This is a genomic window from Streptomyces poriticola (assembly GCF_036689765.1).
GTDB lineage: Bacteria > Actinomycetota > Actinomycetes > Streptomycetales > Streptomycetaceae > Streptomyces > Streptomyces poriticola.
Genome location: NZ_JBAGKH010000007.1, coordinates 128,861 through 143,104, shown reverse-complemented (window position 1 = coordinate 143,104; position 14,244 = coordinate 128,861). Strand labels below are relative to the sequence as shown.

The 14,244-nt window shown below is 71.7% G+C and carries 9 protein-coding genes; 7 read left to right on the top strand and 2 right to left on the bottom strand.

What is annotated here, in order from left to right; translation table 11 throughout:
* Nucleotides 1-109 precede the first annotated feature (109 nt).
* The 3 genes from V5O46_RS13875 to V5O46_RS13865 all read left to right on the top strand — a co-directional run bounded on the left by V5O46_RS13875 (nucleotide 110) and on the right by V5O46_RS13865 (nucleotide 4,612).
* Nucleotides 110-670, top strand: a complete 561-nt coding sequence (locus V5O46_RS13875) for a DinB family protein (protein WP_332884877.1) — start codon at nucleotides 110-112, stop codon at nucleotides 668-670.
* A 168-nt stretch (nucleotides 671-838) separates the two neighbouring features.
* Complete coding sequence (recD2, locus tag V5O46_RS13870; RefSeq protein WP_332884876.1) at nucleotides 839-3,103, top strand: SF1B family DNA helicase RecD2; 2,265 nt, start codon at nucleotides 839-841, stop codon at nucleotides 3,101-3,103.
* Between the two features lie 219 nt (nucleotides 3,104-3,322).
* Nucleotides 3,323-4,612: a citrate synthase gene (locus tag V5O46_RS13865; RefSeq protein WP_332884875.1), complete on the top strand. Its 1,290-nt coding sequence runs from the start codon at nucleotides 3,323-3,325 to the stop codon at nucleotides 4,610-4,612.
* Between the two features lie 797 nt (nucleotides 4,613-5,409).
* Here V5O46_RS13865 and V5O46_RS13860 read toward each other — a convergent pair.
* Both V5O46_RS13860 and V5O46_RS13855 read right to left on the bottom strand, forming a co-directional pair.
* Nucleotides 5,410-5,649, bottom strand: coding sequence for a heavy-metal-associated domain-containing protein (locus V5O46_RS13860; protein WP_332884975.1), 240 nt, complete (start codon nucleotides 5,647-5,649; stop codon nucleotides 5,410-5,412).
* Between the two features lie 130 nt (nucleotides 5,650-5,779).
* Nucleotides 5,780-5,980, bottom strand: a complete 201-nt coding sequence (locus tag V5O46_RS13855) for a helix-turn-helix transcriptional regulator (RefSeq protein WP_332884874.1) — start codon at nucleotides 5,978-5,980, stop codon at nucleotides 5,780-5,782.
* 754 nt (nucleotides 5,981-6,734) lie between these two features.
* Here V5O46_RS13855 and mmsA point away from each other — a divergent pair.
* The 4 genes from mmsA to V5O46_RS13835 all read left to right on the top strand — a co-directional run bounded on the left by mmsA (nucleotide 6,735) and on the right by V5O46_RS13835 (nucleotide 14,160).
* Entirely contained in the window at nucleotides 6,735-8,246 is a 1,512-nt protein-coding gene (gene mmsA, locus V5O46_RS13850; RefSeq protein ID WP_332884873.1) for a CoA-acylating methylmalonate-semialdehyde dehydrogenase, read from the top strand.
* Nucleotides 8,247-8,552: 306 nt separating this feature from the next.
* Nucleotides 8,553-10,022, top strand: coding sequence for an APC family permease (locus V5O46_RS13845; RefSeq protein WP_332884872.1), 1,470 nt, complete (start codon nucleotides 8,553-8,555; stop codon nucleotides 10,020-10,022).
* Nucleotides 10,023-10,111: 89 nt separating this feature from the next.
* Nucleotides 10,112-12,763, top strand: a complete 2,652-nt coding sequence (locus V5O46_RS13840) for a CocE/NonD family hydrolase (RefSeq protein WP_332884871.1) — start codon at nucleotides 10,112-10,114, stop codon at nucleotides 12,761-12,763.
* A gap of 503 nt (nucleotides 12,764-13,266) precedes the next feature.
* Complete coding sequence (locus V5O46_RS13835) at nucleotides 13,267-14,160, top strand: ABC transporter permease (protein ID WP_332884870.1); 894 nt, start codon at nucleotides 13,267-13,269, stop codon at nucleotides 14,158-14,160.
* The last annotated feature ends 84 nt before the right edge of the window (nucleotides 14,161-14,244 follow it).

The following is a 14,244-nucleotide window of genomic DNA, read 5'->3' as shown; positions in this document are numbered from 1 at the left end:
CAGCGGGAGTCCAGGCTCCTGCCGTAGTCGTCCGGGAGAGAGCGCGACGGCACCGGCGCACGGGAAAGTCGCTGGCGGCGCCGGGCCCTCGGGGGCGACCATGACCCGCATGACTGACGAACCCGCGCGGTGGAGCCAGGCGAGCGTCTACCCCGACATGTGGGTCGACCCGGAGGACGACCCCAGGGAGGGCGAGGGTGACGGGCCGGAGGGTGAGCCGGCGACCCTGCTGGACTTCCTCAGCGGGTACCGCATGACCCTGCGGATGAAGTGCGAGGGGCTGGACGCGGAGCAGCTCGCGCGGCGCTCGGTGCCGCCGTCGACGATGTCGCTGCTCGGTCTGGTCCGGCATCTCGCCGAGGTGGAGCGGGACTGGCAGAACTGGATCCGGGACGGCGACCCGCTGCCGCAGTTGTACGGCGAGCCGGACGGGGACTTCCTCGGGGCCGTCGCCGAGCAGGCCGTGGTGGATGCCGCGTTCCGGGATCTGGAGCGCGAGCAGGCCGCGACCGACGCCGCGCTGGCCGCGTACCCGGACCTGGGCGAGCGGGTCGGCAAGGACGGGACCGCGGTCCGGGAGCTGATGGTGCACCGGATCGAGGAGTACGCCCGGCACTGCGGCCACGCCGACCTGCTGCGCGAGTGCATCGACGGGAGGGTGGGGCAGTAGGGGCTCCGCCCCGACGGGCCTGATCCGTCGGTCGGTCCCCGACGGGCCTGAGCCGTCGGCCGGTCCGCGGGGAGCCTGCGCCTCAGGCCGGTCCGCAGGGAGCCTGCGACGCCGGTCGGTCCCGAGGTCCGGGCCCCGCTTGTCACACCCCACCGGTACCGTCGGATCATGGCCAACCAGTCCGCAGCGGCGCCCGGTGAGCAGCGCCCGGCCGTGCTCGAGGGCGTCCTGGAGCGCATCACGTACGCCAACGAGGAGAACGGCTACACGGTCGCCCGCGTCGACACCGGAAGAGGCGCCGGCGACCTGCTCACCGTCGTCGGCGCGCTGCTCGGTGCGCAGGTCGGCGAGTCCCTGCGGATGGAGGGGCGTTGGGGCTCGCACCCGCAGTACGGCAAGCAGTTCCATGTGGAGAACTACACGACCGTGCTGCCGGCCACCGTCCAGGGCATCCGGCGCTACCTCGGCTCGGGTCTGGTCAAGGGGATCGGGCCGGTCTTCGCCGACCGCATCACCCGGCACTTCGGGCTGGACACGCTCACGGTCATCGAGGAGGAGCCGAAGCGGCTCATCGAGGTGCCGGGCCTCGGGCCGAAGCGGACGAAGAAGATCGCCGACGCCTGGGAGGAGCAGAAGGCGATCAAGGAGGTGATGCTCTTCCTGCAGACCGTGGAGGTGTCCACCTCCATCGCCGTGCGGATCTACAAGAAGTACGGCGACGCCTCGATCTCCGTGGTGAAGAACCAGCCGTACCGACTGGCCGCCGACGTCTGGGGCATCGGCTTCCTGACCGCCGACAAGATCGCACAGTCCGTGGGCATCCCGCACGACAGCCCGCAGCGGGTCGGGGCCGGACTGCAGTACGCGCTGTCGCAGGCCACCGACCAGGGCAACTGCTACCTCCCGGAGGAGCGGCTGATCGCCGACGCGGTCAAGCTGCTCCAGGTGGACACCGGGCTGGTCATCGAGTGCCTCGGGGAACTGGCCGAGCCGGCGGCGGAGGGCGGGGACCCGGGCGTCGTCCGGGAGAAGGTGCCCGGACCCGACGGCGGCGACCCCGTCACCGCGATCTACCTGGTCCCCTTCCACCGCGCCGAGCTCTCCCTCTCCGCCCAGCTGCTGCGCCTGCTGCGCACCGACGAGGACCGGATGCCGTCGTTCCGGGACGTCGCCTGGGACAGGGCGCTCCAGTGGCTCAGGGGCCGTACCGGCGCGGATCTCGCTCCCGAGCAGGAGGCCGCCGTGCGGCTCGCGCTCACCGAGAAGGTCGCCGTCCTCACCGGCGGTCCGGGCTGCGGCAAGTCCTTCACGGTCCGCTCGATCGTGGAGCTGGCCCGCGCCAAGAAGGCCAAGGTGGTGCTCGCCGCGCCGACCGGCCGCGCCGCCAAGCGGCTGTCCGAGCTGACCGGCGCGGACGCGTCGACGGTCCACCGGCTGCTGGAGCTCAAGCCGGGCGGCGACGCCGCCTACGACCGGGACCGGCCGCTCGACGCCGACCTGGTCGTGGTCGACGAGGCCTCCATGCTGGATCTGCTGCTCGCCAACAAGCTGGTCAAGGCCGTGCCGCCAGGCGCCCGTCTGCTGTTCGTCGGCGATGTCGACCAGTTGCCCAGCGTCGGCGCGGGCGAGGTGCTGCGGGACCTGCTGGCCGACGGCAGCCCCGTCCCCGCGGTCCGGCTCACCCGCGTCTTCCGCCAGGCCCAGCAGTCCGGCGTGGTCACCAACGCGCACCGGATCAACGCCGGGCAGCACCCGGTCACCGACGGCATGACGGACTTCTTCCTCTTCGTCGAGGACGACACCGAGGAGGCCGGGCGGCTCACCGTCGACGTCGCCGCCCGGCGCGTCCCGGCCCGCTTCGGGCTCGACCCGCGCCGGGACGTCCAGGTCCTCGCCCCCATGCACCGCGGCCCGGCCGGTGCCGGCACTCTCAACGGACTGTTGCAGCAGGCGGTCACCCCGGGCCGCCCGGACCTCCCGGAGAAGCGCTTCGGCGGCCGGGTCTTCCGCGTCGGCGACAAGGTCACCCAGATCCGCAACAATTACGAGAAGGGCACGAACGGTGTCTTCAACGGCACCGTGGGCGTCGTCACCTCGCTCGACCCGGTGGACCAGCGCCTCACGGTGCTGACCGACGAGGACGAGGAGGTCGCCTACGAGTTCGACGAGCTCGACGAGCTGGCCCACGCCTACGCCGTGACCATCCACCGCTCCCAGGGCAGCGAGTACCCGGCGGTGGTCATCCCGGTGACCACGGGCGCGTGGATGATGCTCCAGCGGAACCTGTTGTACACGGCGGTCACCCGGGCCAAGAAGCTGGTCGTCCTCGTCGGTTCGCGCAAGGCGATCGGCCAGGCGGTGCGCACCCTCTCGGCGGGACGGCGCTGCACGGCGCTGGACTTCCGCCTCTCCGGGGCCCTCCCTCTGACGTGAGCGGCACGTAACCCAAAGATGATCGATCAAATGAGTCGTAAAGGTCACAGAGCCCTTCCAGACGGGGAAGGAAGGGGGCAGGATGGTCAACTTGACGGCACTGAGTGCCGTCGATAGGCCCGATGGTCGACCCCGAGTGCACTCTCCTCAGCCAAGTGGGGGATGGTAGAGACAGTCAGGGCACCTCGAAGATGAGGCACTACGTCGGTGAGGGAAGACGTGAGCGACAACTCTGTAGTACTGCGGTACGGCGACGGCGAGTACACCTACCCGGTGATCGACAGCACCGTCGGTGACAAGGGCTTCGACATCGGGAAGCTCCGCGCCCAGACCGGTCTGGTGACGCTGGACAGCGGTTACGGCAACACGGCCGCGTACAAATCCGCCGTCACCTATCTGGACGGCGAGGCGGGCATCCTCCGGTACCGCGGCTACCCGATCGAGCAGCTGGCCGAGCGCTCCACCTTCCTGGAGGTCGCCTACCTGCTGATCAACGGCGAGCTGCCGACCGTCGACGAGCTGACCGGGTTCCAGAACGACATCACGCAGCACACCCTGCTGCACGAGGACGTCAAGAACTTCTACAAGGGCTTCCCGCGCGACGCCCACCCGATGGCGATGCTGTCCTCGGTCGTCTCCGCGCTGTCCACCTTCTACCAGGACAGCCACAACCCGTTCGACGAGCGGCAGCGAAACCTCTCCACGATCCGGCTGCTCGCAAAGCTCCCGACGATCGCGGCCTATGCCTACAAGAAGTCGATCGGCCACCCGTTCGTCTACCCGCGCAACGACCTCGCCTACGTCGAGAACTTCCTGCGCATGACGTTCTCCGTCCCGGCGCAGGAGTACGAGCTCGACCCGATCGTCGTCTCGGCGCTGGACAAGCTGCTGATCCTGCACGCGGACCACGAGCAGAACTGCTCGACCTCCACGGTCCGTCTGGTCGGTTCCTCGCAGGCGAACATGTTCGCCTCGATCTCCGCGGGCATCAACGCCCTGTGGGGCCCGCTGCACGGCGGCGCCAACCAGTCGGTGCTGGAGATGCTGGAGGGCATCCGCGACTCCGGCGGCGACGTGGACACCTTCATCCGCAAGGTGAAGAACAAGGAGGACGGCGTCCGCCTGATGGGCTTCGGCCACCGGGTCTACAAGAACTTCGACCCGCGCGCCAAGATCATCAAGGCTGCCGCCCACGACGTGCTCTCCGCCCTCGGCAAGTCCGACGAGCTGCTGGACATCGCGCTGAAGCTGGAGGAGCACGCGCTCTCCGACGACTACTTCGTCTCGCGCAGCCTGTACCCGAACGTCGACTTCTACACCGGTCTGATCTACCGGGCCATGGGCTTCCCCACCGAGATGTTCACGGTTCTGTTCGCCCTCGGCCGGCTGCCGGGCTGGATCGCCCAGTGGCACGAGATGATCAAGGAGCCGGGCTCCCGGATCGGCCGCCCGCGCCAGATCTACACGGGTGTGGTCGAGCGCGACTTCGTCCCGGTCGAGGAGCGCTGAACCGCAGCCTCCGAAAGCCCCGTACCGCCGGCGCAGGTGGTGCGGGGCTTCTTCCGTCTCTGCGCCGGGCCGGCGGCGCGCCGGCCCGCCCCGCCCGGGTGTCCCCGCCTCGCCGCCCGGAAGCGCAGAAGGCGCCCTGGCGCCGGTCCCCCCACGGGCCGACGACCAGGGCGCCTTCCCATGTCCCGGTGCGGATTCCCCCCACGGGATCCGGCCGGGCATCTGAGAGGACAGCGCCTGAACCGCTGTCCGAGCACAACGAGCAGAACTCGCCGCACTCGTCCTACCTGTGCTGTTGTGCAGCTGTGCCGCTGCGTCTTCCTGCTGTTCCCGCGTGCGGTCTGCCGGGACAGCGCACGCCCGGGAGGGCCGCTCAAAGCCCCCGGTGTACGTGCCCCGGCAACGCATTTCCAGGGAAGTCCCCCAAGACATCCCCAGATGTCAGACGGCGCCCCCCAAGACGCTTCCTGACATCGTCAACTTAGACCGTCGAACCCCTTCGATGGTTACGTTCGCATCACTGTGATCTGCGTCTCTTGCATATGTCCGATAGGTACGCAAGGGACCCCATACGGTGTGCGAGCCCCAGCGTAAGGAAGATGCGCGAGCCTTGTGAAGAGCTTATGTGAGGTGCGTGCCGGACTCCAGGGGGTGGCCGCTTCCGGACCCGGCGGAACTCTCGGAGCCGGCGGAACGGCTGCGGCCGGGCCGCGCCCGGATGGCGCGGCCCGGCCGGAGGTGAGTGCTGGCGGCGACTGCCGGAGGCGGGTGCCGCTCGCGGTCGGGGTGCGGGGGGCTCAGGCCGTGCCGGCGAGCTCGAAGCCCGCCTCGTCGACGGCGGCACGCACGGCCTCCTGCTCCAGCAGTGCCGTGGAGACGACGGTGACCTCTCCGGACGAGGCCACGGCCGTCACCGAGCTGACGCCGGGGATCTGCGAGATCTCGCCGGAGACGGCGCCCTCGCAGTGTCCGCAGCTCATCCCGCTCACCTTGTAGACGGTGGTGACGGAACCCTGGGTGTCGGTCTGGGCGGTCATGTCGCACTCCTCGTCGGGGCGGGTCGGCGTGTGGTCTCCGTGACCTGTGTGGGTCACGGTACGCCCTCCATCATACCCCTAGGGGGTACGTGTGGCCGGGTCCGGGGTGCGGAGGTCCCGGCCCCGGGCGTCAGCCCTGTCTCCGCCCCCGGTTGCCGGGTCGGGACGCCACCCAGGCGCGGATGGTCTCGGCGTACCAGAACGGCTTGCCGGACTCCACGTGGTCCGGCGGGGGCAGCAGGCCGTGCTTGCGGTACGACCGTACGGTGTCCGGCTGCACCCGGATGTGGGCCGCGATGTCCTTGTACGACCAGAGCCTGCGGTCGGTCATGCGTTGCACCTCCCTACGCGCACCGCGGCGGCGGCCGGGGCGGCCGTCCGGGGGAGCCGGGCGCTGCGCTGGCGATCACCAAGACTGTGTCGGGTGAACGACGCCCGGCGGGGAGGAGAGAGGGGCCGTGTGCGGGTGTGACGCGGAACCCGCGTACTCGCGACACCTGTGACGCGGTGGAGGCGTTTGTGACACGAGTACTGCACAGGCGCACGCGGGCTCATGGGCGTGGCGCATTGACTGCGGCCGGGCATCCCGTGACTGAACTGGTCGAGAATGTCATCCGAATGTCCGGACAATGCATTGACATGTTCGTCGCACGGCACTAGAAACCGGGAGAGGCGACACGGAGGGCCCGCGATGCCGTACCACCCGATCACACGACGCAGGGGGTACGGCACAGAACGCCTCCGGCGCGGGAGGCCGCTTCGCCCTGGCAGGAGCGAAGTGCGAGCGCCGACTCCCCGCCCGCCACGGCCCCGCGCCGGAGGTCCGCCCCCTCTCCCCGTCCCGCCCCCGGCGCACTCCCCGTCCCGCCCCGGCGCACGGACGGCCATGCGCACGCACCGAACCGCAGACATGTCTACGCGTGCACGGAAACCACAGACACTGTGTCGGGCGCGTGCCCGGCCCGCGCCTGGTGGGATGTATCCGTGGCCGAGACCGCGACCGGACCCCGCGCGGTCAAGGCCCCTGGGCTGTACGAACGGCACGTCTCGACCCGACGCCGCCATCTGCGAAGGAGTACTCGGTCATGACGAACATCGTCAACCACTGGATCGGCGGAAAGACCGTCGAGGGCGCCTCGGGCACCTACGGTCCGGTGACCGACCCGGCGACGGGAGAGGTCACCACCAAGGTCGCCTTCGCGTCGGCCGCGGAGGTGGACGCCGCGGTCGCCACCGCCAAGGACGCGTTCCTGACCTGGGGGCAGTCCTCCCTGGCCCAGCGCACCACGATCCTGTTCCGGTTCCGGGCGCTGCTCGACGCCCACCGCGACGAGATCGCCGCGCTGATCACCGCCGAGCACGGCAAGGTGCACTCCGACGCTCTCGGTGAGGTCGCCCGCGGGCTGGAGATCGTCGACCTGGCCTGCGGCATCAACGTCCAGCTCAAGGGTGAGCTCTCCACCCAGGTCGCCAGCCGCGTCGACGTGGCCGCGATCCGGCAGCCGCTGGGCGTGGTCGCTGGCATCACCCCGTTCAACTTCCCGGCGATGGTGCCGATGTGGATGTTCCCCCTCGCCATCGCCTGCGGCAACACCTTCGTGCTCAAGCCCAGCGAGAAGGACCCCTCGGCCTCCCTGAGGATCGCCGAGCTGCTCACCGAGGCCGGGCTGCCGGACGGTGTCTTCAACGTCGTCCACGGTGACAAGGTGGCCGTGGACCGGTTGCTGGAGCACCCCGACGTCCAGGCCGTGTCCTTCGTCGGCTCCACCCCCATCGCCCGCTACATCCACACCACCGCCACTGCCAACGGCAAGCGGGTGCAGGCGCTGGGCGGCGCCAAGAACCACATGCTGGTGCTGCCGGACGCCGACCTGGACGCGGCGGCCGACGCGGCCGTCTCGGCGGCCTACGGCTCGGCCGGCGAGCGCTGCATGGCGATCTCCGCGGTCGTCGCGGTCGGCGCCGTCGGTGACGAGCTGGTGGAGAAGATCCGCGAACGCGCCGAGAAGATCAAGATCGGTCCCGGCAACGACCCGGCGTCGGAGATGGGTCCGCTGATCACGAAGGCCCACCGCGACAAGGTTGCGTCCTACGTGGCGGGCGCGGCGGCCGAGGGCTGCGAGGTCGTCCTGGACGGCACCGGCTACACCGTCGACGACCATCCCGAATACGCCGACGGCCACTGGATCGGCATCTCGCTGCTCGACAAGGTGCCCACGTCCGCCAAGGCCTACCAGGACGAGATCTTCGGCCCGGTGCTGTGCGTGCTGCGCGCCGAGACGTACGAGGAGGGCGTGGCTCTCATCAACGCCTCGCCGTTCGGCAACGGCACCGCGATCTTCACCCGGGACGGCGGCGCCGCCCGCCGCTTCCAGCTGGAGATCGAGGCCGGCATGGTCGGTGTGAACGTCCCGATCCCGGTCCCCGTCGGCTACCACTCCTTCGGCGGCTGGAAGGACTCCCTCTTCGGCGACCACCACATCTACGGCAACGACGGCACGCACTTCTACACCCGCGGCAAGGTCGTCACCACCCGCTGGCCCGACCCGGCCGACGCCCCCACCGGGGTGGACCTGGGCTTCCCGCGAAACCACTGAGAGTGAGTGAAGCTCTGCGACGAGGCCGTCCGCTATGCGGACGGCCTCATCTTTTTGCGTTCGGTCCCTGCGGTTCCCGTAGTGCGGCAACGTGCACGTCCGCGGCCTCATTCTGTCTTGATGGACATTCAAGAGCGCCCCATGCCGCGGATTCCGTAGGTAACTAGCCATTGACGTCACTGTTTTCGTCGTATTGCATGCATGCGCACCGGGAGCGGACACCACCATGCACGAACTGAGCCGCCGGAGGCGATAGCGCTCCCGTCCGTCACCATCTGTCGCACGAACCGATCGGAATCCCGCCGCATGACCGACACGCTCCGCCCTGTCGAGACCACCGCCCCCGCGGCGGCACCGGACCCGGGCCCCCAGAAGCTCAAGCGTTCCATCGGAGTCGTCGGCGGCACCCTGCTGACCCTCTCGTGCGTGACCCCCGCCTCCACGCTGTTCGTGGTGGTGCCCGACCTGTTCGGCTCGCTCGGCACCGCCACCGCCCTGACCATCGCCATCGGCTCGCTGCTCTGCATCGCCGTGGCGTTCTGCTACTCCGAGCTGGGCACCCTCGTGCCCAGCGCGGGCGGCGAGTACGCGATGGTCTCCACCATGGCCGGGCGGCTGGCGGGCTGGCTGGTCTTCGTGCTGTCCCTGCTGGTCGTCATGATCGTGCCGCCGGTGATCGCCATGGGCACCGCCGACTACCTCGCACCGGTGGTCCACCTCGACGCCTCGGTCGCGGGCGCCGGCGTGATGCTGCTGGCCACCCTGGCCGGTCTGCTCGACCTGCGCGCCAACGCCTGGATCACCGGCGTCTTCCTGGTCCTGGAGGTCGTCGCGGCGGCCGTGGTGGCCGTGCTGGGCTTCGCGCACAGCGAGCGCGGCCTGGACAGCCTGGCCTCGATGGAGGTGGCCGGCGCGGACGGCGGCCCGGACCCGGTGACCGCCCTGCTGGTCGTCTCCGGCCTCGCCATCGCGCTCTTCGTCACCCAGGGCTTCTCCACCGCCGTCTACCTCTCCGAGGAGATGGAGAACCCGCGGCGCAACGTCGCCCGCACCGTCCTGGCCACCCTCGGCATCTCCGCCGTCATCATCCTGGTGCCGGTCGCCGCCATCACCCTGGGCGCCTCCGACCTGGCCGCACTGACCGGCGGCGACATCTCCGCCATGGTCACCGCCTGGTCCAACTCCGCCGTCGGCACCTTCGTCAGCCTCTGCGTGGCCCTCGCGATCATCAACGCGGGCATCGTCATGGTGATCCAGAACTCCCGGGTGCTGTTCGCCTCCGCCCGTGACAAGGCCTGGCCGCAGCCGGTGAACACCCTCTTCGCCAAGCTCGGCCGGTTCGGCTCCCCCTGGGTCGCCACGCTCGTGGTCGGTGTGCCCGGCGCGGCGCTCTGCTTCGTCAACCTCGACACCCTCTACGGCGTCACCGGCGTCTCGGTCACCGGGATGTACCTGCTGGTCGCGGTCGCCGCGCTGCTGGCCCGCCGCGGCGCCCACCGGCACACGCCCGCCTGGCGCATGCCGCTGTGGCCCGCGATGCCGGTGCTGCTGATCGGGGTGCTGGGCTACATCCTGAGCCGGCAGGAGACCGAGCACCTGCTGTGGACCGGCGGCATCACCGCCGCGGCCACTCTCTACTGGGCCCTGTACCTGCGCCCGCGCCGCGACACCCGCTGGCTGGTGTCCATCCCGGAGGACGCGCAGGTCCCGGAGGCCCGGTTCCCGGACGCCGAGGCGCCCGTGCCGGGTGCCGGCGGCATACCGCGACCGCGGTAGGCGGCGCTCGCGCCGTACGCCTCGGGGAGGTCCCGGAGTTCACTCCGTGGACGGCCCCGGCTGTCGGTGGCGGGCCGTACGGTTGACGCATGGATCTTCGACTGCCCGGACTGCGAGGGCTGCCGGCGCGGCCACGGCGGATGCTGACCGCCGTGGCCGCCTTCGTCGTCCTCGCCGGTGCCGGTACGTGGACGGCCGTCGCCGACGACGACGCGCCACCGGTGCACCGCGCCGACCGGGTCATGTCCATGGGCGAGGGTGTGCGCCTGGACACCTCGTACTTCACCGCGGGCCCGGAAGGCCGCCGCCCCGCCGTGCTGCTGGCGCACGGCTTCGGCGGCAGCAAGGCCGATGTCCGGGCCCAGGCCGAGGACCTGGCCAGGGACGGATACGCGGTGCTGACCTGGTCGGCACGCGGATTCGGCAGCTCCACGGGGAAGATCGGGCTGAACGACCCCGAGGGCGAGGTCGCCGACGTCTCCCGGCTGCTCGACTGGCTCGCCGAGCAGCCGCAGGTGCGGCTCGACGGCAGGGGCGACCCGCGCGTGGGCATCGCGGGCGCCTCGTACGGCGGCGCGGTCGCCCTGCTCGCCGCCGGTCACGACGACCGGGTGGACGCCATCGCCCCCGCCATCACGTACTGGGACCTGTCCGAGGCGCTGTTCCCGAACGGCGTCTTCAAGAAGCTGTGGGCCGGGATCTTCGTCAACAGCGGCGGCGGCTGCGACCAGTTCCAGGAGCGGCTCTGCCGGATGTACCAGCGGGTCGCCGCCTCCGGGACGCCGGACGAGGCCGCGGTGGACCTGCTGCGGCAGCGCAGCCCGCAGGCGGTCGGCGACCGCATCGACGTGCCCACCCTGCTGATGCAGGGCCAGTCCGACTCCCTCTTCCCGCTGGGCCAGGCCGACGCCGCGGCCCAGGCCATCCGGGACAACGGCGCCCCCGTCGACGTCGACTGGATCGCCGGCGGCCACGACGGCGGCGACCTGGAGACCGACCGGCTGAACGCCCGCGTCGAGGCCTGGTTCGACCGCCATCTGAAGGGCGACCAGGGCGTCGGCACCGGCCCGGCGTTCCGGATCAGCCGCACCGGAGGCGTCGACTCCACCGACGGCCGGGCCCGGTTGCGGGGCGCGAGCGCGGACACCTACCCCGGCCTGGCGAGCGGACGCACCGCCGTGCTGCTCACCGGGGACGAGCAGAGCTTCGACAACCCCGCGGGCGCCAGCCCGCCCGCCGTCTCCGCCCTGCCCGGCCTCGGCGGCTCCGGGGGACTGGCCCAGCTCTCCTCCCTGGGCGTCGGCGTCTCGCTGGACTTCCCCGGCCAGTACGCCGCGTTCACCTCCGCCCCCGTCGGCGAGGACCTGCGGATCACCGGATCCCCGACGGTCACCGTCCGGGTCCGGTCCACCGGCGAGGACGCCGTCCTGTTCGCCAAGGTCTACGACGTGGGACCCGACGGCACCGGCCAGGTGCTGCCCGCCCAACTGGTCGCACCCGTCCGGGTGGCGGGGGCGGGGACCGGCCAGAACGTCACGCTCACCCTCCCGGCGATCGACCACGAGGTGGAGAAGGGCCACCGGCTCCGCCTGGTCCTCGCCGCCACCGACCTCGGCTATGCGTCACCGGCCGCCCCCGCGACGTACACGGTCTCCCTGAAGAGCGACCTGGCCGTACCGACCGCACCCGGGGTGACCACCGCCGCGGCGCCGCTGCCCGCCTGGGTGTGGTGGCTTCCGCTGACCGGCGCGGTGATCGCCCTGGCGCTGCTGCTGACCGCGCGCCGCCGCACCTCGGGCCCGGCCCCGGACCCCGCGCTCGCCGATGTACCCCTGCAGATCACCGGCCTGAGCAAGCGCTACGCCGGATCGACCGACCGGTACGCGGTCCGGGAGCTGTCCTTCCGCGTCGAGCAGGGCCAGGTCCTCGGCCTGCTCGGACCCAACGGCGCGGGCAAGACCACGACCCTGCGCATGCTGATGGGCCTGATCCGGCCGGACGAGGGCGAGATCCGCGTCTTCGGCCGCGCCGTCCGGCCCGGCGCACCGGTGCTCTCCCGGGTCGGCGCCTTCGTCGAGGGCGCCGGTTTCCTGCCCCATCTGTCCGGCCGGGAGAACCTGGAGCTGTACTGGCGGGCCACCGGCCGCCCGCCCGAGGACGCGCACCTGGACGAGGCTCTGCGGATCGCCGGCCTCGGCGACGCGCTGGCCCGCGCGGTCCGCACCTACTCGCAGGGCATGCGCCAGCGCCTGGCCATCGCCCAGGCCATGCTGGGCCTGCCCGACCTGCTCATCCTCGACGAGCCCACCAACGGCCTGGACCCGCCGCAGATCCGCGAGATGCGCGAGGTGATGATCCGGTACGCGGGCGCCGGCCGTACCGTGATCGTCTCCAGCCATCTGCTGGCCGAGGTCGAGCAGTCCTGCACCCACCTGGTGGTCATGGACCGCGGCCGACTGGTCCAGGCCGGCCCGGTCGGCGAGATCGTCGGCTCCGGCGACACCCTCCTGGTCGGCACCGGGGCGCCGGTCGAGGAGCCCGTCGTGGACAAGATCGCCGCACTGCCCGGCGTCGCCTCGGCGGTACGCACCGACGAGGGGCTGCTGATCCGGCTCGACACCGCCGGCACCGCGCCCCGCCTGATCGCCGAACTGGTCCGGCTGGAGGTGCCGGTGGCATCGGTCGGCCCGCACCGCCGCCTGGAAGACGCGTTCCTCACCCTGATCGGAGGCTCCGCATGAGCCCGCCCACCGCCCGGCCCGGCGACTCCGCCCACGCCGGCCCCTCGGGCGCGCCCACCAGGCCCGACCCGTCCGGTGCGTCCCGTCCGTCGGAGGCGTCCGGCACACCCAGTTCCTCCGGTGGGCCCGGCTCGTCTGGTGGGCCCGACTCCTGCGGTGCGCCCGGCTCGTCTGGTGCGACTGGTGGGCTCGGCGATGCCGGTCTGTCGGGGGCGTCCAGCGGGTCCGGCTCGTCCGGTGTGTCCCGTCCGTCGGAGGCGTCCGGCGCACCCAGTTCCTCCGGCACACCCAGTTCCTCCGGCACACCCAGTTCCTCCGGCACACCCAGTTCCTCCGGTGGGCCCGGCCTGTCCCGTGCGGCCGGCCCCGGCGGCCCGGTGTCCCCGGCTACGGCGGCGGCAGCGGCTGCACCCACGGCTGCCGCTGTCCGTCCGGATACGGACGCGTCCGCCGACCGGGCCGGTCCGCCGGGCCCCGTCGCGTCCGCCGACCCGGCCGGTCCCGTGGACGCCACCGCGCTCACCGACCCTCCGCCCGTCCGGGCGGACGCTCCCGTCGAAACCGCATCCGGGTACCGGCCGGGGCGGACGCTGCCGCTGCGGGTGGAGCTGGTCCGTCAGCTCAAGCGGCGGCGCACCCTCGTCATGGGGGCGATCCTCGCCGTGCTGCCGTTCGTGCTGCTGGTCGCCTTCGCGATCGGCGGCGAGCCGGACGGGCCCGGCGACCGGATCACCCTGATGGACACGGCCACCGCCTCCGGCCCCAACTTCGCCGCGGTCAACCTGTTCGTCTCCGCGGGGTTCCTGCTGGTCATCCCGGTCGCCCTGTTCTGCGGGGACACCGTCGCCTCCGAGGCGAGCTGGTCCTCGCTGCGCTATCTGCTGGCCGCCCCCGTGCCGCGCACCCGGCTGCTCGTCTCCAAGCTGGCCGTCGGGCTCGGGCTGAGCCTGGCCGCCATGGTGCTGCTGCCGCTGGTGGCGCTCGCCGTCGGCACCGCCGCCTACGGCTGGGGGCCGCTGGCCATCCCCACCGGCGGCTCGCTGGACCCGGGCACGGCGACGCAGCGGCTGGTCGTGGTGGTGGCGTACATCTTCGTGTCCCAACTGGTCACGGCCGGGCTGGCGTTCTGGCTGTCGACGAAGACCGACGCCCCGCTCGGTGCGGTGGGCGGCGCGGTCGGCCTGACCATCGTCGGCAATGTGCTGGACGCGGTGACCGCGCTCGGCGACTGGCGGGACTTCCTGCCCGCGCACTGGCAGTTCGCGTGGGCGGACGCCCTCCAGCCCCGCCCGGAGTGGTCCGGCATGGTCCAGGGCACCGCCGTGTCGGTAACGTACGCGCTCGTGCTGTTCGCCCTGGCCTTCCGGGGTTTCGCCCGCAAGGACGTGGTGTCCTAGGTCGACGGAAGGATCCCCACCGGTCTCGCCGCGCCCCCGCCGTGGCCACTTCGAGACGCACCCGTGACGCCCCGTGGCGCACCG

What these genes read in the sequence shown, in the direction of transcription:
- V5O46_RS13840 (WP_332884871.1), top strand. Translation starts at nt 10,112, where the DNA reads ATGGATCTTCGACTGCCCGGACTGCGAGGGCTGCCGGCGCGGCCACGG.
- recD2 (WP_332884876.1), top strand. Translation starts at nt 839, where the DNA reads ATGGCCAACCAGTCCGCAGCGGCGCCCGGTGAGCAGCGCCCGGCCGTG.
- mmsA (WP_332884873.1), top strand. Translation starts at nt 6,735, where the DNA reads ATGACGAACATCGTCAACCACTGGATCGGCGGAAAGACCGTCGAGGGC.
- V5O46_RS13875 (WP_332884877.1), top strand. Translation starts at nt 110, where the DNA reads ATGACTGACGAACCCGCGCGGTGGAGCCAGGCGAGCGTCTACCCCGAC.
- V5O46_RS13855 (WP_332884874.1), bottom strand. Translation starts at nt 5,980, where the DNA reads ATGACCGACCGCAGGCTCTGGTCGTACAAGGACATCGCGGCCCACATC.
- V5O46_RS13845 (WP_332884872.1), top strand. Translation starts at nt 8,553, where the DNA reads ATGACCGACACGCTCCGCCCTGTCGAGACCACCGCCCCCGCGGCGGCA.
- V5O46_RS13860 (WP_332884975.1), bottom strand. Translation starts at nt 5,649, where the DNA reads ATGACCGCCCAGACCGACACCCAGGGTTCCGTCACCACCGTCTACAAG.